Below are 23,706 nucleotides of genomic sequence, written 5' to 3' on the forward strand. Positions count from 1 at the left end.
GTTGACTTCAAGCTGAATGTTTATGTATAATATATGGGAATAATTGAATTGGATCAATTATAAACGACTGCTGTGATGAGGAGTATTAGCTTAGGTCAGCCATACAGAGAGCCGGCGGATGGTGCAAGCCGGTTGGAGACCCCTGCGAACTCGCCTCGGAGCCGGGATGCAAACATGAAGGTCATATAGAGGAGCGTTTGCGAAACGCTGTTTTGACTGTATGGTCGCACAATGTAATGGGAACATCTCCGTTTCGCCCGCGTTAAGGGTTAAAGTGAGCTTAAGGCAAAGCATGCCGGAAGCTAACTAGGGTGGTACCACGGGAATCAAACTCTCGTCCCTAGCGATAATACGCTATGGATGGGAGTTTTTTTATTTTACAAGACAAGTTCGATTGTTCAGGCAAGACATTTAAGGAGGAAGCAACCTATGTCCGAGAATCAGACAGTGCCAAACGGCTATCATCCCCAAAGCCTTGAGCCGAAATGGCAGGCTTATTGGGATGAACACAAAACTTTTAAAACCAAGGAAGAACCGGGCAAACCGAAATTTTACGCGCTCGACATGTTTCCTTACCCGTCCGGAGCCGGACTTCACGTAGGCCATCCGGAAGGTTATACGGCGACGGATATCGTTTCCCGCTTCAAGCGCATGAAAGGTTTTAACGTGCTGCACCCGATGGGCTGGGACGCGTTCGGCCTGCCTGCGGAGCAGCATGCCCTGGATACGGGCGAGCATCCGCGCGACATTACGGTTAAGAACATCAACAACTTCCGCCGCCAGATCAAATCGCTGGGTTTCTCTTACGATTGGGACCGCGAGATCAGCACGACGGACCCGGAATATTACAAGTGGACGCAGTGGATTTTTATCCAGCTGTACAAGCGGGGATTGGCTTATGTAGCCGAAATGCCGGTTAACTGGTGTCCCGCGCTGGGCACGGTTCTGGCGAATGAAGAAGTCATCGATGGAAAAAGCGAACGCGGCGGCCACCCGGTCATCCGCAAACCGATGCGCCAGTGGGTACTGAAGATTACCGAATACGCAGAGCGCCTGCTGGAAGACCTGGAGGAACTGGACTGGTCGGAGAGCATCAAAGACATGCAGCGCAACTGGATCGGCAAATCCGAAGGCGCGGAAGTCGTATTCCGCGTGGACGGCTCTGACGAAACGTTGACCGTGTTCACTACCCGTCCCGATACGTTGTTTGGTGCGACTTATGCTGTATTGGCCCCTGAGCATGAGCTGGTGGAGAAAATCACTTCCGCCGAGCAGCTTGCGGCTGTTAAGGCGTATCAGGATCAGGCCGCACGGAAAAGCGACCTGGAGCGTACGGACCTTGCTAAAGACAAATCCGGCGTATTTACGGGCGCTTATGCGGTTAACCCGGTGAACGGCGCGAAAATTCCGGTCTGGATTGCGGATTACGTTTTGGCCGGTTACGGAACCGGAGCTATTATGGCCGTTCCGGGCCATGACCAGCGCGACTATGAATTTGCGGTCAAATTCGAACTGCCGATCATTGAAGTCGTGCAGGGCGGGGACTTGTCCAAAGAAGCCTACAGCGGTGAAGGCCCGCACGTGAACTCCGGTTTCCTCGACGGAACGAACAAAGAAGAAGGCATCCGCACGATGATCAAATGGCTGGAGGATAACGGCCATGGATGCGGCAAAGTAACCTACCGCCTGCGCGACTGGCTGTTCAGCCGCCAGCGCTACTGGGGCGAGCCTATTCCAATTTTGCATCTGGAAGACGGCACGATGAAGCCGGTTCCGGAAGACCAGCTGCCGCTGGTGCTGCCGGACATCGACCAGATCAAGCCGTCCGGCACGGGCGAATCCCCGCTGGCCAACGTAACGGAATGGGTGAACACCACCGATCCGGAAACCGGGCTTCCGGCGCGCCGCGAGACGAACACGATGCCGCAATGGGCCGGCAGCTGCTGGTATTACCTGCGGTTCATCGACCCGCACAATGACGATATTTTCTGCTCGCTGGAGAAACAAAGGGAATGGCTGCCTGTCGACCTTTATATCGGCGGCGTAGAACATGCCGTGCTTCACCTGCTGTATGCCCGCTTCTGGCATAAGGTGCTGTATGATATCGGCGTGGTTTCCACGAAAGAGCCGTTCCAGAAGCTGGTCAACCAAGGCATGATCCTGGGGACCAACAACGAGAAGATGAGTAAATCACGCGGCAACGTCATCAATCCGGACGATATCGTAAATGAATACGGCGCGGATACGCTGCGGATCTATGAAATGTTCATGGGGCCGCTTGAAGCGACCAAACCATGGAACACAAACGGCGTAGACGGCGCGCATCGCTTCCTGTCCCGCGTATGGCGCCTGTTCGTAGCCGAAGACGGCAGCCTGAGCGGCAAGATTGCGGACGAAGGCGGCAGCGACGATTTCAAACGCACGTGGCACAAAACGGTGAAGAAAGTAACGGAGGATATGGAAGGTCTGCGTTTCAACACCGTCATCAGCCAGCTGATGATTTTTATCAACGAAGCTTACAAAACGGATGTGGTGCCAAGAGCGGCAGCCGAAAGTTTTGTTCAGCTGCTCTCCCCTCTCGCTCCGCATATCGCGGAAGAGCTGTGGCAGCGCCTTGGACATAACGAATCCATTACCTATGCGCAGTGGCCGACTTATGAGGAAGCCTGGACTGTCGAGGCCGAGGTGGAAATCGTCGTTCAAGTCAACGGGAAAATCGTTGAACGCACCAAGATCTCTAAGGATCTGGATCAGGCGGCGATGCAGGAGCACGCCCTTTCCCTGCCGAACGTGGCGGCTGCTGTGGAAGGCAAAACCGTCCGCAAAGTAGTTGCGGTTCCCGGCAAACTCGTAAACATTGTAGCGAACTAGCTAAGCGTAAGCGGCAGCGGGCTGAGCCTTTTAACAATTAAAGAACAACATCCTGGAACGACCCTTAGCGATGAATCTTTAGAAATCTTTTAAAGGTTCATCGCTAGCTTTTTAAGTCCCCTTGTCTACGGCTTCCCTTGTCTATCAGTTCCATGAGGCAAGGAATGTGCGCAGCAAGACGACAGCTTGTATAGATATTCATGGTTTGCGGGTGGCTTTGCATCACGGAGTCGGCATGAATTTTTGGACAAGATTGGAGTTATCCCATGATAAAGGAACGTATTTCGATCGCCGTTTTGTCTGCCGTCTGCGGGGCAGGATTAATGCTGCTGGTTTTGGGAACGAAACCTTCCTCGGGCATAACCGGCTGGACGCCGGTTAATGAAGCGATGGCTGCAGCCGTGGTTGATCACGGCCAGCCTCCTTCGGGCGCGTTAGCGGCGGCTGAAGGCAAGAAACCGGCGGATTCGGCCCATTCAGCCGCGGCCGGGGTGGCGGGAACTAACGCGCCTGGTTCTGCCGGAGCCGTTTCGTCTGCTTCCCCAAGCGCAAACGCCGGGGCAGCTCCTTCGAGCGGAGAATCATCGGCAGTGGCCCCGGCTCCCGCCTCTTCTGTCGTGCCTTCTGGCCAGAAGGCAAACGTCCAGGCATATGAAGCTGCGGCTTCATCCGGCGTCATTCGTATTAATACGGCTGGCACAGACGAACTGCAGGACATCCCCGGCATTGGCGAGAAGAAAGCGCAAGCGATTATCGATTACCGGAATCAGCATGGCACCTTCTCTTCACTGGATGAACTGAAGAATGTGAAAGGCATCGGAGACAAAATGTTCGAGAAAATGAGGCCTTATATCGGACTATAAGAACAGGAGAGCTGGAAAGTGAACATTCGCAAAGATTGGGACACCTATTTTATGGACATCGCTTATATGGTATCCACCCGTTCCCGCTGCAACAGACGCCATGTAGGGACGGTGCTGGTCCAGGGGAAAAAGCTGCTCGGCACCGCCTATAACGGCGCTCCCTCCGGCGTCCCCGACTGCTCCGAAGCAGGCTGCATGATTGCCGAAGAGCTGGAGACCGTCGTGGTGGACGGCCAGGAGCAGGTCGTGCGCAAGCAGCGCTGCATCCGCACGATTCATGCGGAGCAGAATCTGCTGCTGTTTACGGACCGGGCCGACCGTGAAGGCTCCAGCGTCTATGTGACCGACGAGCCCTGCTGGACCTGCGCCAAAATGCTCGCCAACAGCGGTATCGTGGAAGTGGTTTACCACCGCCCTTATGCCAAGGATACGCAGCTGGTCAGTGAGCTGATGCGCCAGAAGGGCATAACCTTCCGTCAGCTGGAGGGCTATCATCCACCTGCGGATACGATGGAAGGAAGCATCCACGATTAGTCTGAAGATCTGCTTTCTTCATTCTGCTAGGGATCGGTAGAATTAAAGTTTTATAGTTTTATATAAATATCCTATGCAAGGGATTTGAGAGGAAGAACCTCCGCGCCAAAGAGTGCGGAGGTTTTTTTGTCTTTATTTTTCCTATGAAAGATCAATCCATAGATTTTAAGAAACAAAAGGAGGAAAGCAGAGTGCTGAAACAAAGACCGCTGCTTGAAGCAGCCTGCTGGTGGATGGCGGCAAGTGCAGCCGCACATCTGTCCGGCGGGAGAACCAGCTGGCTGCTGTGGGGAGCCTGCCTGCTGATTTATCCGTTGTTTGCTTTCCGGACGAACAGGACAAGGAAACAAGCCGTGGCCGTTCTGGTTGTTTTTTCGGTCGCTTTTTTCTACTGGAAGCTTCATGAAGCGCATAACATTACAGCTTTGCCCGTAGGCATGCATACGACGGCAGACAAACTTCAGGAGTCGCAGATGAAACTTAAGGGCACTATCGTATCAGCGGTTAAACGGGACGGAGACCGGGCGGATTTCACCTTGGAGGTCAGGCAGGCGTCGTTAGGGGAAGGAACCGCACAAATACCCGCCAATGGAATGAAGGTCAAGAAAGAGAAAGTGCAGGTTCAGGTCAGACTTGCGAAAGAGCAGGAAATACCGGTCGTGGAGTCTTGGACCCGGGGACAACGGGCCGAAATCGTCGGTACCCTGGAACAGCCGGGCGAAGCCCGCAATTTTGGCGGTTTTGATTATGCCTCTTATTTACATAACAAGCACATGCATTGGCTGCTGAAGGTTTCCGGCGTTTCCTCGGCCAAAGTATCCCCCGGCCCTTTCAGCGTTCCTAAGCTGCTGGGGTATAACGATAAAATGAGACAAGCGGTCGGCGACAAGATCACTTCAATTTTTGGCGGCCGGGACAGCGGTTATATGAAAGGGCTGCTGATCGGCGATACGGATGAGCTGGATCCGGATATTTACGGCGGTTTTTCCGCGCTTGGGCTAACTCATATTCTGGCCATTTCGGGCAGTCATGTGGCCGTTAATACGGCTTTATTATTCTGGATTCTGCAGAGGCTGAGAGTGCCGAGGGAAACCTCCTATTCGATAGTGATTTGTTTTATCCCTTTTTATATGCTGCTTACAGGTTTATCACCTTCCGTGGTCCGCTCCGGCATTATGGCTTTGATCGGTTTATTTCTGCTGCGAAAACGCCGATTAAAGGACGGGCTTCATGTATTGTCCGCGGCGGCTCTGCTTATGCTGATCTGGGAACCTTATTATCTGCTGGACGTCAGCTTCCAGCTTTCTTTTGCCGTAACGGCGGGACTGATTGTTTTTGTGCCGTTGATCCAGCCCTTGTTCGGCTTTTTGCCGAAACGTTTGGCGGGTGCGGCGGCCATCACTTTGGCGGCACAGCTCATTTCTTTTCCGCTGACCATTTATTATTTCAATCAATTTTCCTTGTTGTCCCTGGCTTCAAACCTGCTGCTGGTGCCGGTAGTCAGTTTGCTTGCGCTGCCGATCGGGACTGCTTGCCTTATCATTGCTTATGTATATGAGCCGATAGGCAGATGGGCGGCGCTCACGGTTAAAGGCCTTAACACGCTTACCTTTGACGCGGTGTCTTGGCTGGAAGCGAAAGAAGGATTTATGCTGATCTGGAAATCGCCTCCGCTCTGGTGGATAGCCTTGTATTATGTCCTGCTTTACGGGATGCTGAAAGGGATTGTTAAAGCCGCTTCCTGGCAGGAACAAACGAAGTCGGACTCCAATGATGACACGGTACCTTTGCAGCCGCATATGGCTCCGCCGGGAGTTTTGCCTCCCGCGGCCTTGGGGTTTATTCCCGCTTCGGACGGATGGACCGCCTCACTTGCGGATTTCATAAGGTCGTATAAATTAGATACCCATCGGGATAGATACAAAGCTGCGCTGACTGCTCTTCTGCTCACGGCGTTGTTGTATTGGGGGTATCAGCCCGCTTATGCGAAGGGGGAGGGAACTCTGCAATATATCGATGTCGGGCAAGGGGATTGCATCCTGATTACAACGCCGCAAGGACGCCATATTCTGGTGGATGGCGGAGGCACCGTCTCATTCCGAAAGGCATCGGAGGGCTGGCGCGATCCAAAGGTCCCTTACGAAGTAGGGGCCAAGGTTGTGGTGCCGCTGCTGAAAAAAAGAGGCGTACACGCGCTTGATGCCGTGATCGCCACCCATTGGGATCAGGACCATGTCGGCGGCATGCGGGCCGTTCTGGAGCAAATTCCCGTAAAAGCTTTCGTCATGAACGGCAGCGTGACGGATACGTCCGTTTTTCATCAGGTTTTTGACCTGATCCGGAAGAAAAAGATTCCCGTCTATGAGGCTCATCAAGGCCTTGAGCTGAAAGCGGATAAGCAAACCCTGCTGCAGTTCATCGGCCCTGTAGCGGATAATCCGCGGTCCGGTCAAGCGGACGAGCTGCCCAGCGTAAAGGAACAGAATGGCAGGTCCGTTGTTTTTTTAATGACCTTGGAGGGAAAAACCTTTTTGTTTTCGGGAGATATGGAGGCGGAGGAAGAACGGGAGGTTTTAGCCTCCTTATCCAAGGCTAAGGAGGGAGCAGCGGGCGCAGAATCGGAAGAGTCCGGATTCGACAACGGCAGCAGGGAAGGAGTCTTTTCCCTGGATGTGCTGAAGGTAGCGCATCATGGCAGTAAAACGTCAACGACGGAGGAATGGATCAATTATTGGAACCCCCGTTATGCCGTAATTTCGGTAGGCGCCAACAATACCTACGGCCATCCTAACCCGGATGTGGTCAACAGGCTGAAAACGGCGGGGGCAAAAAAGGTGCTGCGAACCGATGAGCTCGGAGAGATCCAGATCCGGGTCCGGAACGGCAAACTTTGGGTCAGGAATAAAGTGGAAATGTGAAAAAACGGAAAGAGCACGTTTAATGACGGGGCTCCTTTTTTCTGCTATTCTATTGAAGACACGGAGCGTTAACTTTAACTTTTAAATGAGATTATAAATATTTGCTCAAAGATAATCGGGGATTGCAACAATTTGAACGGAAAGACCGTCTGTAATGTTGCAAGGAAGGGGGATCATAGTGGTAGAGCAGGAACTCATTAGAGCCGCTCAATCCGGCGATCGCGACGCTCTAATCACCCTATTGCGAGAGATCGAACAGCATGTTTACCGGACTGCCTACTATATTCTGAATAACGAACAGGATGCGCACGATGCTGCGCAGGAGGCGTTAATCCGGATATATACAAAAATCGGTTCCTACGAAGAAAAAGCACAATTCAAAACCTGGGTTCAGCGTATAGTGACCAATATCTGTATCGATAAGTTCAGGAGAGCCAAACCTACCGTTTCCATAGAAGAGCATGAAATGGTTTTTGAGGGCAAGGAGAGCGTGGAGCGGGAAGTCATGTCGGGTTATTTGGCCCAGGATATCCAGGCTGCCATCAGCCAGCTTCCAGACCATCACCGCTCGGTTGTGGTGCTGCGTTACCTGCAGGATTTCTCCTACAATGAAATTGCAGATACGATGGGATTGCCGCTTAATACGGTCAAGTCTTATTTATACAGGGCCAGGCAGCAGCTTCAAAACTTACTACAAGATTATCAGAAAGGGGGTGTATCGGGATGAAATGCCAAGAGGCAGACGAGTTGATGAACCGCTATTTGGACAATGATCTCAGTGAAACGGAAACCCGCCAGTTGTTTCGGCACCTGGACAGCTGTCCGGGATGTGCGGAAACCTTTGATCTGCTGAAGCGGATTTCGGCCGGGCTGGACAGCCTGCCTGACGTGAAACCGCGATTTAGCCTGGTAGATTCGATTCTGCCGCGTCTTGACGAGTTGGATCAATCCGGTGAGCGGGCCGAAATTAAACAGGAATCGTTTTCCCCGCCGGCCGAAATGACGCCGGTGGCCGCGGAAGCAGATTCGCAGGCTGGGGTTCATAAGTCCGATCAGGATAAAAAAGTATGTTCCTTGCCGGTCAGAAGAAGACAGCTGTGGACACGGGTGGCTGGAGGAGCGGCAGCTGCAGTCATTTTAGGTTTCTGCATCTACCAATTCCAGCCTAAGGAAATTCCAAACGCTGAACCGGCTGTTGAGAGCAATTCTTTATCTTCTTCTCAGCAAAATGAAGTCAGAGCAGACTCTTCTGCGCCGGACGCTGCTTCGCAAGAACCGTCCGCTTCGAGCGAGTCCAAGGCTTCTCCGGATCCATCTGCGGATAGTTCTGCAGGCGATTCCGCCTCCGGCATTGCAGCCGATATGGCTGCTCCGTCCTCATCGGATCCGGAGCAAACGCCAAATCCGGCTGCGGGTACGGTTAAATCTTCTTCGGGGGATTCGGACGCCTCCGGCGGCAGCGCTTCAACCTCGGCAGGCAAGGGAATGACCAAGGGGCCCTCGACTTCAAGCCCGGGACAACATTCCGGACAGCAATCGGCCGGACCTAAGGAATCCGCCGGTTCCCAGCAGGCGGAACGAAATACGTCTCCGCCTTCGGTACCTCCGGCTTCCAAGCAGCCTGAGCCTTCCGAAGACAAGGCATCGGCTGCTGACGGCGCAGCTTCGGATGCGGCGCCGTTTAAAACGGAATCGCCTGATACGTTAAAATCGCTGGTGCCGCCAGCGGGCTCGGATGCCAAGAAAAACTCCTTATCCATGGGCCTCCAGTCCATGGCCGAAACGGACGTATGGTATTCTCCAAACGGAAAATACGTGGCGAAACTGGAAGACGGACATCTGAACGTGTACCTGATCTCCGCCTCCGGTGAGCTGTCCCGGATCTATGAAGATCCGGTCAATGGCGAGTGGCAGGAAGGTTCGGCTTATTGGTCCGAGGAGGGTTCGTTTTTCAAGTATACCGTTATAGAAGACGGCACTTCGGTCGAATCTGAGGTGGATGCGGACCAAGCGGCAGCGATGGTTCAAAAATAAGGAACCTTTTCCGGCCGGCCGGAATAGAATAAATTATCTATCAGCTATCGATCCATTCTACACCTGTACGTCGTATGACCAAAGGCAGCAAGTTTCTAGAGCTTGCGCCGCCTTTGTTTATATAGATGCACTGGAGCAAAGGAACTTCAGTCCTGCCAAGGTCTGAAGTTCCTTTGTTGTTTGCCGGGAAAAGTTATTTTACAATAATAGAAGGAGAATGCAAGGATAGAATCAGATGCGCGGCGCAGGGCGGCGCAAGCAGGCAGGGGGATTTTTTAAGTTGGATGTTAGAACGGCTATTAAAGAAATCAAACAAGGGAAGGTAAGCCCTTTATACTTATGTTATGGAACGGAGAAATACCAGATTCGCGAATTCGTTGATGCCGTGACGAACCAGCTGGTAGAGCCGGAGCAGCGGGAGATGGCGGTCGTGCAGATGGATCTTTCCGAAACGCCGGTTGAACTGGTGGTGGAGGAAGCGGAGACGCTGCCGTTTCTGGTCGAACGCAAGCTGGTCATTGTGCAGTCGGCCTCGATGTTTACGGCGGCAAAAGAAGGCGGGAAAATCGAACATAACGTGGACAGGCTCCTCTCTTATTTAGCCGACCCGGCTGAATACAGCGTCATTTTGTTCATCGCCAACGGAGAAAAGCTGGATGAACGGAAAAAAACGGTCAAAGCGATCAAAACCTCCGGGCAGGTGCTTTCTTTTATGCCGCTAGGGGCCTCCGAGCTTGTGCAGTGGGTCATCCGCGAAGCGGGCAAACGGAAATGCACCATGAATCAGCAGGCCGCGGAGGCCTTAATCGCGAATGCCGGGGTTCAGATGTCCACTTTATCGGGGGAAGTCAACAAGCTTTGTTTGTTTGCCGGAGAAGGCGGGGAGATTACGCTTGAGGCGGTTGGAAAGCTGGTGGCGCGGACAACCGAACAAAACGTGTTCAGCATGGTGGAGGATATCGCCAACCTGAAGCTGGACCGGGCGCTGGGGACCTTTTACGAGCTGCTTAAACAGAAGGAAGAACCGATTAAAATCGCCTCGCTGATCGCCCGACAGTTCCGGATTATGCTGCAGGTCAAAGAACTTGGCGGACAAAGCTATTCCCAGCAGCAAATTGCTTCCCAGCTGGGCCTGCATCCCTATGCGGTTAAAATCGCCGGCGAGCAGGCGCGAAAATTCAGCCAGCAGCAGCTTGCCCGGACCTTATCGCAGCTTGCGCAGCTGGATTACCAAATGAAAAGCGGCGGCATCGACAAGGTGCTGGGCATCGAGATGTTTTTGCTGAGATTAGGCGCCTGAGGGCGTCTTTTTATTTGTAAAAATATTAAAAACCCCAAACGAGAGATCGTTCGGGGCTTCTTCATGTCAGCTATGCTGTATATAAACGGACAATTACGCTTGGGACGTAAGAGCGTTCAGTTTTTTGGCAAGACGGGATTTCTTGCGGGCAGCTGCATTTTTGTGGATCAAACCTTTAGTTGCGGCTTTATCCAATTTCTTTGTAGCAGCAACGATTGCAGCTTTAGCTGCTTCCACATCGTTACCTACCAGCGCTGTATCGGCAGTTTTAACAACTGTACGAAGTGCGGATTTTTGGGAAGCGTTCAGAGCGCGGCGTTTCTCGCTAGTCTTAACGCGTTTGATCGCGGATTTAATGTTTGGCATTGCATTTCACCTCCTGTAAGGCATGATCACTCAGATGGTTCACAACTTAAAATAGTTTAGCATGTGGTAGGACAAAATGCAATAAAATCCGCAAAATCCTTAAATCCATATCTTTTGTATAAACTTGACGGTTGTCCCGCAAACTACAACTAAACAGGCGCTACAGGAGGTATGACGATGGAACTGGATTTGCAGAACTATAATGTACGAACGGATTTGGCGGTTGATGCCAAAGAGATAGCGGAAGCTGCTTACGGCGGACCGATCCCGGGATTAAACGAAGAAGTGGAGGAACAAGGCGGCATCAAAGTCACCCGTATCGACGTGACCAACGAGGCCGCTTCCCAGCGGATCGGTCGTGTTCAGGGGCATTATGTCACGCTTGAGGTTCCCGGCCTGCGCAACCAGGATACGGATCTTCAGGAAAAGGTAGCCCAGACGTTTGTTAAGGAGTTCAGCGGATTTCTGCAAAAGATCGGCGTTTCCTCGGAAGCCAAAATTCTGGTGGTCGGGCTCGGCAACTGGAACGTGACTCCCGACTCTTTGGGACCGCTTGTGGTGGAAAATATTTTGGTGACCCGCCACTATTTTGAGCTTGCCCCGGATCAGGTCAACGACGGCTACCGCGAGGTCAGTGCGGTGGCGCCGGGCGTGCTGGGCCTTACGGGCATCGAGTCCAGCGATGTGGTGAAAGGCATCGTGGACCGGATTAAGCCGGATGCCGTAATCGCCATTGACGCTCTGGCTTCCAAGTCGCTGGAACGGGTGAATACGACCATCCAAATTGCGGATATCGGCATCCATCCGGGTTCCGGGATCGGCAACAAACGGCGGGGTTTGACGATGGAAACGCTTGGCGTTCCCTGCATCGCCATCGGCGTGCCTACGGTCTGTTATGCTTCCACGATCGTTGGCAGCGTGATCGATATGATGAAGCAGCATTTTTCAGGGAGCGGTCCCGAACAAACCAAACAAATCATGGGCATGCTGCCCGATCTGGGCGAGCAGGAGCGTCTCGCGCTGGTCAAGGAAGTTCTCCAGCCGCTTGGCCACGATGTGGTCGTTACCCCGAAAGAGATCGACGAGTTTGTCGAGGACATTGCCAACGTTATTGCCAGCGGCTTAAACGCGTCCCTGCATCAGGCGGTTAACGGCGATAACGTGGCGGCCTACACGCATTAAGGGCCTTCGCCCCGAAAATAGCCGAAATACCGAAGTCCGAAGTCCGAAGTCTAATAGACTTTTACAGACTTACAGATTGAAAGGCGCAAGGACGAAAGGCTGAGGACAAGGACGAAAGACTGATAGGCGAGAACAGCCGTAAAGCTGCTTCCTGCCGGTGAAAGCCGGTTCAGGAAGCGGCTTTTTTGTGTTTTTCTTTCTCTCTTTTTTCTGCAAAGACAGCTCTAAAAAATAGTAGATTTCAGTTCTACCTCTATGATCCGGTTCATAGATTTGAATATAGACGTAAATCAACAAAGCCGGATGAAGGAGGTACCCTGAAAATGAACGGTTTCAAAACCTGGAATGTCGGACGGATGAAAAGGAAAACCTTTCAAATATTGGCGATGGGCCGAACGATGGTTGTGCTCACGCTGTTGTCGCTTGTGTTTTTTATGATGATCGGCTTGGGGGGACTGGCGGAGAACAAGCTTAACAGCTCCCCGGTCTCGTCCATGAAAGGGCTGGCGTCTTCGCTGCCCGGCGGTTTTTTCGCGGAAATGCTGGGAATGGAGGTGCCGCACCTGCAGAGCAAAGAACCGGTGGAGAATGAAGTGTTCAGCGGGAAAAACATGACGAATTTCGTGTTTCAGCTGCTGACGAACGTCAATCCTTCGGATCCAAAAAGCCTGGTAGCCAGGGAGGTGCCCGGCCTCTCGGTCGGCAGTCCGATTTTGCTGCGGGCGGGTTCGGGCCAAACGGCGCCGACGGCGCCGGAGGATTACCGGACGGCCGATGCGGACGATCATCCGGACAGCAGCGTCACGGATGAGGCGGATCAGTCTGATCCAAGCGGAGCGGGAAATCAAACCGGCGGCGCGGACAAAAGCGGCAGCGCAAACGACAACCCGTCATCCGGCTCCAAGGATCCGTCCGGCGGCGGTAACGGGTCCAAGGATGCCGCGGATCCTTCCGGAGCTTCCGGAGCGCAGGGAGGGACAAGCCAAAACGGCTCGACGGACAAGCCGGGCGGAAATAAGGGAAACACTTCTTCCACGGCCAACGAGCGCAAAACGATCATGATCTATCACTCCCACCCTTACGAATCTTATAATCCGCTGCTTGGCAAAAAAACCGATAACCCCAGCTCATCCAATCCGGCTAAAAATGTTGGCGTCGTCGGCGACTTTGTTGCCGCAGAATTGGAAAAAAAGGGAGTAGGGGCTTATCACGCCTTCGAGGATTACATGAAAAACGTGCAGGGCTACAATTACAACTATTCCTATAAATATTCCCGCGTCACCGTCAAGGATGCGCTGGCCGAATATGCCGACCTGAATTATTTTATCGATATTCACCGGGATTCGCAGAGCTACAGCAAAACAACCACCACGATCAACGGCGTCAGCTATGCGCAGCTTTATTTCATCATCGGCCATGGCAACCCGGACTGGCGCAAAAACGAAGCGTTCGCCAACAAAATTTATGAACGGATCGAAAAGGAATATCCCGGCTTATCGCGCGGCATCTGGGGCAAAACGAGCGCCCAGGGCAACGGCGAATACAACCAGTCCTTATCCCCGAACAGCGTGCTGATCGAAGTAGGCGGCATTGACAATACGAAGGAGGAACTTAAGCGCACTTCCAAAATTTTGGCGGACACGCTGGCCGACGTTTATTTCGAAGACCAGAAGGCGGAGAAGGTTAACGCTTCCGCTTCGAGCAAAACGACGAAACCTTAAGCTTGTTAATTAAGAAGGAGGAAACAAACATGGCCCGTGGTATAAAAAGAATGCTGCTGTACGGCGGTCTTCTGGCCGCCGGGGCAGCGCTTGGCATGCAGCTGGTATCCGGAGACCCGACCGGCGGTTATACCGCCCAGGCAGGGGGGATGCCGGGTACGGCAGGTATGGGAACAGTCGGTTATAATGCTCCCCCGGCCCAGCAGGGGAACGCCGCTTCCGGTCAGAACGGGAGCGCGGCCGCCGGAAAGGGTTACGAGCAGGGAACCTACGTGAAGCTGCCGGACGGCACTACCTATTATTATGTGCAAAATCCGGGTTCCACTTCGGGGTCCCTGCCAGTTCCCTCCACTCTGCCGCAGGTGACCGCGAATTCGGGCGGGACATCCGTACAAGCGGGAAATTCGGGAGGCATGCCCCCATACCAGTCGCCGGGCCAGCTTCTGCTGTCGCCGGCTCCGCAAACCTCCGTGGACCGTTTTGCCGACAAGACGGGCGAACTGCTGCAGAACGTTTCGCAGAAAGGGATTAACTGGGTAGTCTCCCTATTCGGCTCGCTTACGGACTAGCGGAATATCGATTTTAGGACTTGCCATTGCTGGCGTATCCTTTGATCTGTTATAATGAAGTAATGGTTATAAGTACCTGTGTGGGGGTAAGGCATGAGCGACATTAGAGAACGACAGAAGAAAATCAGAAATTTCAGTATTATTGCACATATAGACCACGGTAAATCCACGTTGGCCGACCGGATCTTGGAATTTACCGGGGCGCTTTCGTCCCGCGAAATGCAGGAGCAGGTGCTGGACCAAATGGAGCTGGAACGGGAACGTGGGATCACGATCAAACTTCAGGCCGTCCGGTTGACTTACAAAGCGGATGACGGCGAAGAATATTTGCTGAATTTGATCGATACGCCGGGACACGTCGATTTTACGTACGAGGTTTCCCGGAGCCTGGCTGCCTGCGAAGGCGCCTTGCTGGTGGTGGACGCGGCCCAGGGGATTGAAGCCCAGACCTTGGCGAACGTTTACCTGGCCTTGGACAACAACCTGGAAATTTTGCCGGTCATCAACAAAATCGATCTGCCAAGCGCCGATCCGGAACGGGTGAAGCAGGAGATCGAGGACGTTATCGGTCTGGATGCCAGCGAAGCCGTTTTGGCCTCCGCCAAAGCCGGAATCGGCATCAAGGAAATTCTGGAGCAGGTAGTGCGCCAGGTTCCGGCTCCGACGGGAGATCCGGACGAACCGCTGAAGGCGCTGATTTTTGACTCGCATTACGATCCTTACAAAGGGGTTATCGTTTATGTCCGCGTAGTGAACGGGAAAATTAAAACAGGCTCCAAAATCAAAATGATGGCGACCGAAAAGGTATTTGATGTCATTGAAGTCGGCGCGTTTAAACCGCGCATGAGCATTATTGACGAGCTTAACGTCGGAGACGTAGGTTTTATCGTAGCCGGCATCAAAAATGTCGGCGATACCCGTGTCGGCGACACCGTAACGGACGCCAAAAATCCGACAGCCGAACCTTTGCCGGGTTACCGCAAGATCAACCCGATGGTTTACTGCGGTCTGTATCCGATCGAAACCTCGGATTACAACGACCTGCGCGAAGCGCTGGAGAAGCTCCAGCTCAACGATGCATCGCTCAGCTTTGAACCGGAAACGTCCAGCGCGCTGGGTTTCGGCTTCCGCTGCGGCTTCCTTGGCTTGCTGCATATGGACGTCATTCAGGAGCGGATCGAACGTGAATTCAACATTCCGCTGATTACAACAGCGCCAAGCGTTATCTACAAAGTTACGCTGACGAACGGCGAAACGATCCAAATCGACAACCCTTCCAACTATCCGGAAGTGGGACGTATCGAATATGTGGAAGAGCCTTACGTCAAAGCGGCGATTATCGTCCCTAACGATTATGTAGGTACGGTGATGGAGCTTTGCCAAGGCAAACGCGGCGAATTCGTAAATATGGAATACCTGGATACAACCCGGGTAACCATCACGTACCAGATTCCGCTTTCCGAGATCGTTTATGATTTCTTTGACCAGTTGAAATCCAGTACCAAAGGATACGCCTCGTTTGACTACGAGCTATCCGGCTACCGCAAATCCAACCTGGTGAAGATGGATATTCTCCTGAACGGGGAGCAGGTCGATGCCCTGTCCTTTATCGTTCACCGGGACAAAGGTTATCAGCGCGGCCGGATCATCTGCGAGAAGCTGCGTGAGCTGATCCCTCGCCAGATGTTCGAGGTGCCGATTCAGGCATCTATCGGAACGAAGGTTGTTGCCCGTGAAACCGTTAAAGCGATGCGCAAAAACGTACTCGCCAAATGTTACGGCGGCGACATTTCCCGGAAACGGAAATTGCTTGAGAAACAAAAAGAAGGTAAGAAACGGATGAAGCAGGTCGGCAACGTAGAGGTTCCGCAGGAAGCCTTTATGGCCGTCCTGAAAATTGACGAATAATTAAGATCCGCTTTGCAGAGGGGGAGCCGTTCACCGGCTCCCTCTTCCAAATTTTCCGCACATGCGCTCTGCATGTGAGGTTAAGCAGCTGGCCCTGAGAAATAAGGGCGGTTGTCTATTTTTTGCTCCAGGGAGGTGTCCTTGAAATGAATGTTCAACCAGGATTAAAAAATCACGGTTCGTCCGAAGGCCAAACGCAAGCAAATGAGCAGCATCAGCAGCACAGCTTTGCGCCGCCCAGAGCCGTTTATATTCATATCCCGTTTTGCACGAATAAATGTTTTTATTGCGATTTCAACTCTTATGTGCTGAAGGATCAGCCGGTCATGGACTATTTGCGTGCGCTTGACCGCGAAATGGAGTTGACGGTGCAGCAGACGCCGCCGCAGCGGATCGATACGATTTTTGTGGGGGGAGGAACGCCAACGGTTTTGACCCCGGCCGAGATGGAGTTTTTCTTGGCATCGGTCCGCAGGCATTTTTCGAACTGGGCTCCGAATCTTGAATTTACGATGGAAGCGAATCCGGGTACAACCGATTTGGATAAATTGGCTGTGATGAAGGCCGGCGGCGTCAACCGCGTCAGCTTTGGCGTCCAGTCGTTCCAGAACACGCTGCTCAGCGGTATCGGCCGCATCCACAACACGGACGACGTGTACCGCAGCCTGGAGAATGCCCACAAGGCGGGGCTGCACAACCTGTCGATCGACCTGATGTTCGGGCTTCCGAATCAGACGGTGGAAATGCTGGACGAAAGCATCACCAAAGCTCTGGAGCTGGATCTGCCGCATTACTCCATTTACAGCCTGAAGGTGGAGGAAAATACGCTTTTCCATACGATGTACCAGAAAAACCAGCTCCCGCTGCCAAATGAAGAAGACGAGCTGCAGATGTATCTGCTGCTGATGTCGCGGATGGCCAAGGCTGGCTACAAGCAATACGAAATTAGCAATTTTGCCAAACCGGGCTTTGAAAGCCGGCATAATATGACTTACTGGCGCAACGAGGATTATTACGGCCTTGGAGCCGGAGCCCACGGCTATGTCGGCAGACAGCGCCATGTGAATATTAAAGGCGTGACCCCGTATAATCAGGGAGCCGCCGAGGGGCTTCCGCGATTGGACCAGTTTACGGTCTCCGAGGAAGAAGCGATGGAGGATTTTGCGATGGTCGGGCTGCGGATGCTGGACGGCATGCAAACCTCGCGTTTTGAGCACCAGTTCGGCCGGAAGTTTGAAGAGGTGTTTCAGGCTCCGCTTGAACGTCTCCTGAAGCTGGAGCTGCTCGTTGGCCGAAGTGACGGTGACGGCTACAAGCTGAGCGAACAGGGCGTTTTATATGGAAACGATGTGTTTGGGGCGTTTATCGGTCATTTGACGGTAGAAGATTGAATAGAGAGCAATGTCCTTCATTAAATAAATAGCCGTTTTAAAACGGATTTTGCCGCTGCGGCAGGATCCGTTTTTCTTTTTGCCCCAAAGCTTGTCCGGCCGCTGAAAACTGCAGAAATTATTCCCCAAAAAATTGAAATAATCCTCTTGAAGTTTTATACGTGTTATTGTATATTTATTCGTGTTATTACCCAAGGAGGTGTGCTGACGATGCCAGCTGTTGCCGTATGCAGAACTGCAAACATCGAGGATGTTGAACCTTTATTTTTAATGATAGAAGAATATGCGCGCAGGGGCATCATGCTGCCGAGGTCACGCAAGGTGCTGGAACGCCAGATTCAGGACTTCGTGGTGGTCGAGGTGGACGGACAGGTGGTTGGCTGCGGATCGCTTTGCCAGCTCGGCGATGATCTGGTAGAGATCAGATCCTTAGGCATTTCGGAAGGCTGCAAAGGCCAGGGTTTGGGCTCGATGATTGTGAGCAAGCTGATCGAGCAGGCCAAAGCCAGATCCATACCGAAGATTATGGCACTGACCTACGAGGTCTCCTTTTTCATAAAAAACGGTTTCCATGTCGTCGAAAAAGAAATCTTTCCGGAGAAGGTTTGGACGGATTGCATACACTGCGCAAAGCAGCACTGCTGCGATGAAATTGCGGTTCTTAAAATGCTGGACTGACTTGACAATCGTCATGTCAGTCTGGTATTTTTGTAATAGTGATTAGCACTCTATTGTAGTGAGTGCTAAAGCGGAAGCGACAGATATCGAATCGGGGAGGGATTACCTATGTTGACGGAGCGACAGAGACTTATTTTAACAGCCATTGTGGATGATTACATCCGTTCTGCAGAACCGGTAGGGTCCCGCAGCATCTCGAAACGCGGGGACGTCGGCTACAGCCCGGCTACGATCCGCAATGAGATGTCCGACCTTGAGGAGCTTGGCTTCCTGGAGCAGCCGCACACGTCGGCCGGTCGGATCCCGTCCCATAAAGGTTATCGGTATTACGTGGATCATCTGGTCCCGATGGCTTCGCTGGAGACTGCCGAACTGAAGGAGCTTAAGGCTTTTTTCGCCGAAAAGCTGAATGCGGTCGAGCAGGTTGTGCAGCATGCGGGCACGATTTTGTCCCATATGACGAATTATACTTCGATCCTGTTAGGACCGGAGGTTTTCCATACGACGCTTCGTCATTTTGGACTGCTTCCATTAAATGATAATAAGGCGGTTGCTATTGTAGTAACAAATACCGGACAGGTAGAAAATAAGACGGTATCGATTCCGCCGGGCATTTCGGTTTCAGAAATTGAGCGGATGGTTAATCTGCTGAATCATCGTTTATCCGGCATGCCGATTTATAGGCTGAAAGCTCAGATTTTTCAGGAGATCGGCCGGGAAATGGAGCGCCATGTCTCCCATTATCAGCAGCTGATGAGCGTTCTGGATGAAACGTTTGGCTCCAATCTGGAGAATCAGCGGCTGTTTCTGAGCGGAACGACCAATATGCTGACCCAACCCGAGTTTAAAGACGTGGAGAAGGTCAAGGATATTTTGGATCTGCTCGAAGAAACGCCGACCTTGACCAAAATGATTTCTTCCGTCGCAAGCGGTTCTGGCATTCAGGTTCGGATCGGAAGCGAAAATACCCACGAGGCGATTGCCAACTGCAGCCTGATTACGGCTACGTATTCGGTTGAAGGGGAAGCTTTGGGTTCGATCGCGATCCTGGGGCCGACCCGGATGGATTATGCGCGGGTAATCGGCATTTTAAACATTTTATCCAACAACCTGACAGCGGCTTTGTCCAAATCATGACGCCTTAAGCGGGATGATAACCAGAAGCAAAACCGCCCTTCAAGGAGGTGAAGATTTCTTTGGAGAATATCAATCGAACTGAAGAGGAAACGAATATGAACAATGAAGATAACCTGAAAGATCAAGAGCAGACCCCATTGGAAAATGAACAGGAGCTGCAGCCGGAAACGGCCGCACCTGCTGAGGGCGCTGCTGAAGAGGGAACCGAAGAAGTCGGAGCGGCAGCCAATCCGGAACTGGAAAATCTGCGCGCCGAAGCTGCCGAACATCAGCAGCGTTTGCTTCGCGTTCAAGCGGACTATGATAACTTCCGCCGACGTACGCAAAAGGAGAAGGAGGAGCTCGCGAAATACGCTTCTTCCAAGCTGATCGGGGAACTGCTGCCGGTGTTCGATAATTTCGAACGTGCTTTGTCCGCAGGGGTGCCTGAACAAAACGACCAGTCTTCGTTCGTTAAAGGCGTGGAAATGATTTTCCGCCAGTTTGAAGGGGTGCTGAAGGCCGAAGGTTTGACCATTATGGAAACGGTCGGCCAGCCGTTTAACCCGGAATACCATCAGGCGATCATGACGGTCGAAACCGATGAGTATGAAGAAGGCACCGTGGTGGAAGAACTGCAAAAAGGCTACATGCTGAAAGACAAAGTGCTGCGTCCGGCCATGGTAAAAGTAAGCGGCTGAGCAGCGTTCAGCGAACCTTCAATTTGAGCGGTTAAGCTTAAGGTGAAGAATGAGTCGGAGTGTATGCTCAACAAAGGCTTATGCTTTCGAAGCAAATTTTTATTGCGAAGTTAATCTGCGAAGCGAATGCTTTATAAAAATTAAGCGGATGCTTCCGAAGCCATTTTGTCTCGGAGATAATTCAAGAAGCGTATGCTCAACAAAAAGCTTATGCTTTCGAAGCGAATTTTTATTGCGAAGTTAACCTGCGAAGTCTAGACTTCATAAAAATTTTTAGGAGGACATGTTCCATGAGTAAAGTAATCGGTATTGACTTGGGTACAACCAACTCTTGCGTAGCGGTAATGGAAGGCGGCGAAGCCGTTGTTATCCCGAACCCTGAAGGCGCTCGTACAACTCCGTCCGTAGTAGGCTTCAAAAAAGACGGCGAACGTATCGTAGGCGAAACGGCTAAACGCCAAGCGATCACTAACCCTGACCGTACCATCATCTCCATTAAGAGACATATGGGTACGAACCATAAAGAATCCATCGATGGCAAAGACTTCACGCCTCAAGAAATCTCCGCGATCATTCTTCAAAAGCTGAAAGCAGACGCGGAAGCTTATTTGGGCCAACCGGTAACCCAAGCGGTTATTACCGTTCCGGCTTACTTCAACGACAGCCAGCGCCAAGCAACTAAAGACGCGGGTAAAATCGCCGGTCTCGAAGTGCTGCGTATCGTCAACGAACCAACGGCGGCAGCTCTTGCTTATGGTCTGGAAAAATCGGAAGATCAAACGATCCTCGTGTTTGACCTTGGCGGCGGTACCTTTGACGTTTCCATTCTTGAACTCGGCGACGGCTTCTTTGAAGTTAAAGCCACCAGCGGCGACAACCACCTCGGCGGCGATGACTTTGACCAAGTGATCATCGATCACCTCGTGAACGAATTCAAGAAAGAGCAAGGCATTGATCTGAGCAAAGACAAAGCGGCTGTACAACGTTTGAAAGACGCTGCCGAGAAAGCGAAAAAAGAACTGTCCGGCGTGCTTACAACAACGATCTCCCTGCCGTTTATTACGGTAGTAGACGGCGTACCTCAGCACTTGGAAGTGAACTTGACTCGCGCCAAATTCGAAGAGCTGTCCGCTGGGCTGGTAGAGCGCACTTTGGGCCCTACACGTCAAGCGATGAGCGATGCGGGCTTGTCTGCATCTGATATCGATAAAGTGGTTCTAGTCGGCGGTTCGACTCGTATTCCTGCCGTGCAAGAAGCCATCAAGAAATTGACGGGCAAAGAACCTCACAAAGGCGTTAACCCGGACGAAGTAGTTGCCCTTGGCGCAGCCGTTCAAGCGGGCGTATTGACCGGCGACGTTAAAGACGTGGTATTGCTCGACGTAACTCCATTGTCTTTGGGTATCGAAACTGCTGGCGGCGTGTTCACCAAGATGATCGACCGCAACACTACGATCCCTACAAGCAAATCCCAAGTATTTTCCACTTACGCGGATAACCAGCCAAGCGTTGAAATCCACGTACTGCAAGGGGAACGCGAAATGGCGGCCGGCAACAAAACGCTGGGACGTTTCACTTTGAACGATATTCCTTTGGCACCGCGCGGCGTACCGCAAATCGAAGTTACCTTTGATATCGATGCGAACGGGATTGTTAACGTATCCGCAACGGACAAAGGCACAGGCAAAAGCCAAAAAATCACGATCACTTCCTCCAGCGGCCTGAGCGACGAAGAAGTAGAACGTATGATGAAAGACGCCGAGCTGCATGCGGACGAAGACAAGAAACGCAAAGAGCTTGTTGAAGCGAAAAACAATGCCGACCAGCTGATCTACAGCGTTGATAAAACGATCAAAGACCTGGGCGACAAAGTGGACGCTGGCGAAATCGACAAAGCGAACGCAGCTAAAGAAGAGTTGTCCAAAGCCATTGGCACCGACAACCTGGATGAAATCAAAGCAGCTTCCGATAAGCTGACTGAAATCGTTCAGCAGCTGTCCGTCAAGCTTTATGAGCAAGCTCAGGCTGCTCAAGGCGGCGCTGAAGACGCAGGAGCTTCCCAAGGCGGTTCCGCTAAAGACAACGTTGTAGACGCCGACTATGAAGTCGTTGACGAAGACAAGAAATAATATCTCAAAGAGGAAGCATTGACCTCAGAGCGTAAACTTTTTTGAGGAATTACGGACTTTGCGATACAATGGGTTAATCCCATACAGAACCGGAGCCGCTTGAGGCATCGGACGAATAGATTAGCACAGTAGGGAGGTCAAAGCGCTTAGGCATTCCGCGCTTTGACTTTCCTTTTGTGCGATGATGGCGGAGGTGGAACTGTGGCTGATAAGCGAGATTATTATGAGGTGCTTGGCGTCGGGAAAAGCGCTTCGGACGATGAGATTAAAAAAGCTTACCGGAAGCTAGCGCGCCAATATCATCCGGACGTAAACAAAGCGGACGATGCCGAGGCGAAGTTCAAGGAAGTGAAGGAAGCCTATGACGTATTAAGCGATGGTCAAAAACGCGCAAGGTACGATCAATACGGCCATGTCGACCCGAACCAGGGCATGGGCGGAGGATTTTCCGGCGGAGGTGACTTCGGCGGGTTTGGCGATATTTTTGACATGTTTTTCGGCGGCGGCGGAGGCGGCAGACGGGATCCAAACGCACCGCAGCGCGGGAACGATTTGCAGTATACGATGACGATTGAATTTAAGGAAGCCGTGTTTGGCGTGGAACGGGATATTACCATTCCTCGTACGGAAAGCTGCGATACTTGTCACGGCTCCGGCGCCAAGCCGGGGACGCATCCGGAAACTTGTTCCGTATGTCATGGCTCGGGCCAGCAGGAAGTGGTCCAAAATACGCCGTTTGGCCGGATGGTGAACCGTCGAGCTTGTTCTAACTGTGGCGGACGCGGCAAAATCATCAAAGAAAAATGTCCAACCTGCTCCGGCAGCGGTCAAGTTAAAAAGCAGCGCAAAATTCATGTCCGGATTCCAGCCGGCGTAGACGACGGCGCTCAGCTGCGTATGTCCGGCGAAGGCGAAGGCGGCCTTCGCGGCGGTCCTGCAGGCGATCTGTACATCGTCATTCGCGTGAAGTCCCACGATTTCTTTGAACGCGAAGGCGACGACATCTACTGCGAGGTTCCGCTTACTTTCGCGCAGGCGGCGCTTGGGGACGAGATTGAAATTCCTACGCTTACGGAAAAAGTGAAGCTGAAGATCCCGGCCGGAACACAGACGGGAACCTATTTCCGCCTTAAAGGCAAAGGGGTTCCGAAGCTTCGCGGCGTTGGCCAAGGCGACCAGCATGTAAAAGTTGTTGTCATTACGCCAAGCAAGCTTAGCGACGAGCAGAAGGAACTGCTCCGCCAGTTTGCGGCCCATGACGGGGAACATACCCATGAGCATGAGCAGTCCTTTTTTGACCGGATGAAGAGAGCTTTCAGAGGCGACTAAGCCTGCATATGCAAAAAGAGAACAGCGCACCTTGCGCTGTTCTCTTTTTTATGGCCGTGTTTGCCTTACGGCCATAAAAAAGTCCGGGACCTGGCT

18 protein-coding genes and 1 other annotated feature are annotated in these 23,706 nt (G+C 52.3%); of the genes, 17 read left to right on the forward strand and 1 reads right to left on the reverse strand.

What is annotated here, in order from left to right:
• The first annotated feature begins 63 nt into the window (after nucleotides 1-63).
• Nucleotides 64-345 (forward strand) — a binding site (T-box leader).
• An 84-nt stretch (nucleotides 346-429) separates the two neighbouring features.
• From leuS to holA, 7 genes are all read left to right on the forward strand, one after another.
• Nucleotides 430-2,871, forward strand: coding sequence for a leucine--tRNA ligase (gene leuS, locus AC3ZPD_RS13110; protein ID WP_490984739.1), 2,442 nt, complete (start codon nucleotides 430-432; stop codon nucleotides 2,869-2,871).
• Nucleotides 2,872-3,137: 266 nt separating this feature from the next.
• Nucleotides 3,138-3,734 carry a ComEA family DNA-binding protein gene (locus AC3ZPD_RS13115; protein WP_490984740.1) on the forward strand — a complete coding sequence of 199 codons (597 nt, stop codon included), beginning with the start codon at nucleotides 3,138-3,140 and terminating at the stop codon, nucleotides 3,732-3,734.
• An 18-nt stretch (nucleotides 3,735-3,752) separates the two neighbouring features.
• The gene (locus AC3ZPD_RS13120; protein ID WP_490984741.1) at nucleotides 3,753-4,268 is read left to right on the forward strand and encodes a deoxycytidylate deaminase; all 516 of its coding nucleotides are present in this window, start codon (nucleotides 3,753-3,755) and stop codon (nucleotides 4,266-4,268) included.
• Nucleotides 4,269-4,459: 191 nt separating this feature from the next.
• The gene (locus AC3ZPD_RS13125) at nucleotides 4,460-7,186 is read left to right on the forward strand and encodes a ComEC/Rec2 family competence protein (RefSeq protein ID WP_490984742.1); all 2,727 of its coding nucleotides are present in this window, start codon (nucleotides 4,460-4,462) and stop codon (nucleotides 7,184-7,186) included.
• 178 nt (nucleotides 7,187-7,364) lie between these two features.
• Complete coding sequence (locus AC3ZPD_RS13130) at nucleotides 7,365-7,913, forward strand: RNA polymerase sigma factor (RefSeq protein WP_490984743.1); 549 nt, start codon at nucleotides 7,365-7,367, stop codon at nucleotides 7,911-7,913.
• Nucleotides 7,910-9,220: an anti-sigma factor family protein gene (locus AC3ZPD_RS13135; RefSeq protein WP_490984744.1), complete on the forward strand. Its 1,311-nt coding sequence runs from the start codon at nucleotides 7,910-7,912 to the stop codon at nucleotides 9,218-9,220. The genes AC3ZPD_RS13130 and AC3ZPD_RS13135 overlap by 4 nt, the downstream gene beginning before the upstream one ends.
• Before the next feature lie 280 nt (nucleotides 9,221-9,500).
• Entirely contained in the window at nucleotides 9,501-10,520 is a 1,020-nt protein-coding gene (gene holA / locus AC3ZPD_RS13140) for a DNA polymerase III subunit delta (protein WP_490984745.1), read from the forward strand.
• 93 nt (nucleotides 10,521-10,613) lie between these two features.
• Here the strand turns inward: holA and rpsT are convergent, their stop codons facing one another.
• Complete coding sequence (rpsT, locus tag AC3ZPD_RS13145; RefSeq protein ID WP_068696583.1) at nucleotides 10,614-10,886, reverse strand: 30S ribosomal protein S20; 273 nt, start codon at nucleotides 10,884-10,886, stop codon at nucleotides 10,614-10,616.
• Between the two features lie 177 nt (nucleotides 10,887-11,063).
• On the opposite strand from rpsT, the gene gpr reads away from it, so the two are divergent.
• The 10 genes from gpr to dnaJ all read left to right on the forward strand — a co-directional run bounded on the left by gpr (nucleotide 11,064) and on the right by dnaJ (nucleotide 23,610).
• Entirely contained in the window at nucleotides 11,064-12,068 is a 1,005-nt protein-coding gene (gene gpr / locus AC3ZPD_RS13150) for a GPR endopeptidase (protein WP_490984746.1), read from the forward strand.
• A 323-nt stretch (nucleotides 12,069-12,391) separates the two neighbouring features.
• Complete coding sequence (locus tag AC3ZPD_RS13155; protein WP_490984747.1) at nucleotides 12,392-13,789, forward strand: stage II sporulation protein P; 1,398 nt, start codon at nucleotides 12,392-12,394, stop codon at nucleotides 13,787-13,789.
• Between the two features lie 29 nt (nucleotides 13,790-13,818).
• On the forward strand, nucleotides 13,819-14,358 hold the full coding sequence (locus tag AC3ZPD_RS13160) for a hypothetical protein (RefSeq protein WP_490984748.1): 540 nt from the start codon (nucleotides 13,819-13,821) through the stop codon (nucleotides 14,356-14,358).
• 93 nt (nucleotides 14,359-14,451) lie between these two features.
• Entirely contained in the window at nucleotides 14,452-16,266 is a 1,815-nt protein-coding gene (lepA, locus tag AC3ZPD_RS13165; protein WP_490984749.1) for a translation elongation factor 4, read from the forward strand.
• A gap of 146 nt (nucleotides 16,267-16,412) precedes the next feature.
• The gene (gene hemW / locus AC3ZPD_RS13170; protein WP_490984750.1) at nucleotides 16,413-17,657 is read left to right on the forward strand and encodes a radical SAM family heme chaperone HemW; all 1,245 of its coding nucleotides are present in this window, start codon (nucleotides 16,413-16,415) and stop codon (nucleotides 17,655-17,657) included.
• Between the two features lie 210 nt (nucleotides 17,658-17,867).
• A complete protein-coding gene (locus tag AC3ZPD_RS13175) occupies nucleotides 17,868-18,335 on the forward strand; it encodes an N-acetyltransferase (protein WP_490984751.1) in 468 nt (155 codons plus the stop codon).
• Nucleotides 18,336-18,443: 108 nt separating this feature from the next.
• The gene (hrcA, locus tag AC3ZPD_RS13180; RefSeq protein WP_490984752.1) at nucleotides 18,444-19,472 is read left to right on the forward strand and encodes a heat-inducible transcriptional repressor HrcA; all 1,029 of its coding nucleotides are present in this window, start codon (nucleotides 18,444-18,446) and stop codon (nucleotides 19,470-19,472) included.
• Nucleotides 19,473-19,567: 95 nt separating this feature from the next.
• The gene (gene grpE / locus AC3ZPD_RS13185; RefSeq protein WP_490984753.1) at nucleotides 19,568-20,152 is read left to right on the forward strand and encodes a nucleotide exchange factor GrpE; all 585 of its coding nucleotides are present in this window, start codon (nucleotides 19,568-19,570) and stop codon (nucleotides 20,150-20,152) included.
• A 290-nt stretch (nucleotides 20,153-20,442) separates the two neighbouring features.
• Entirely contained in the window at nucleotides 20,443-22,281 is a 1,839-nt protein-coding gene (gene dnaK / locus AC3ZPD_RS13190) for a molecular chaperone DnaK (RefSeq protein WP_490984754.1), read from the forward strand.
• A 201-nt stretch (nucleotides 22,282-22,482) separates the two neighbouring features.
• On the forward strand, nucleotides 22,483-23,610 hold the full coding sequence (gene dnaJ, locus AC3ZPD_RS13195) for a molecular chaperone DnaJ (protein WP_490984755.1): 1,128 nt from the start codon (nucleotides 22,483-22,485) through the stop codon (nucleotides 23,608-23,610).
• The last annotated feature ends 96 nt before the right edge of the window (nucleotides 23,611-23,706 follow it).

Source organism: Paenibacillus mobilis (genome assembly GCF_058267595.1).

Excerpts from the sequence above, each read along its gene's own strand:
- leuS (WP_490984739.1), top strand. The coding sequence starts at position 430 with ATGTCCGAGAATCAGACAGTGCCAAACGGCTATCATCCCCAAAGCCTT.
- AC3ZPD_RS13115 (WP_490984740.1), top strand. The coding sequence starts at position 3,138 with ATGATAAAGGAACGTATTTCGATCGCCGTTTTGTCTGCCGTCTGCGGG.
- AC3ZPD_RS13135 (WP_490984744.1), top strand. The coding sequence starts at position 7,910 with ATGAAATGCCAAGAGGCAGACGAGTTGATGAACCGCTATTTGGACAAT.
- rpsT (WP_068696583.1), bottom strand. The coding sequence starts at position 10,886 with ATGCCAAACATTAAATCCGCGATCAAACGCGTTAAGACTAGCGAGAAA.
- gpr (WP_490984746.1), top strand. The coding sequence starts at position 11,064 with ATGGAACTGGATTTGCAGAACTATAATGTACGAACGGATTTGGCGGTT.
- AC3ZPD_RS13155 (WP_490984747.1), top strand. The coding sequence starts at position 12,392 with ATGAACGGTTTCAAAACCTGGAATGTCGGACGGATGAAAAGGAAAACC.
- AC3ZPD_RS13160 (WP_490984748.1), top strand. The coding sequence starts at position 13,819 with ATGGCCCGTGGTATAAAAAGAATGCTGCTGTACGGCGGTCTTCTGGCC.
- lepA (WP_490984749.1), top strand. The coding sequence starts at position 14,452 with ATGAGCGACATTAGAGAACGACAGAAGAAAATCAGAAATTTCAGTATT.
- hemW (WP_490984750.1), top strand. The coding sequence starts at position 16,413 with ATGAATGTTCAACCAGGATTAAAAAATCACGGTTCGTCCGAAGGCCAA.
- AC3ZPD_RS13175 (WP_490984751.1), top strand. The coding sequence starts at position 17,868 with ATGCCAGCTGTTGCCGTATGCAGAACTGCAAACATCGAGGATGTTGAA.
- hrcA (WP_490984752.1), top strand. The coding sequence starts at position 18,444 with ATGTTGACGGAGCGACAGAGACTTATTTTAACAGCCATTGTGGATGAT.
- grpE (WP_490984753.1), top strand. The coding sequence starts at position 19,568 with ATGAACAATGAAGATAACCTGAAAGATCAAGAGCAGACCCCATTGGAA.
- dnaK (WP_490984754.1), top strand. The coding sequence starts at position 20,443 with ATGAGTAAAGTAATCGGTATTGACTTGGGTACAACCAACTCTTGCGTA.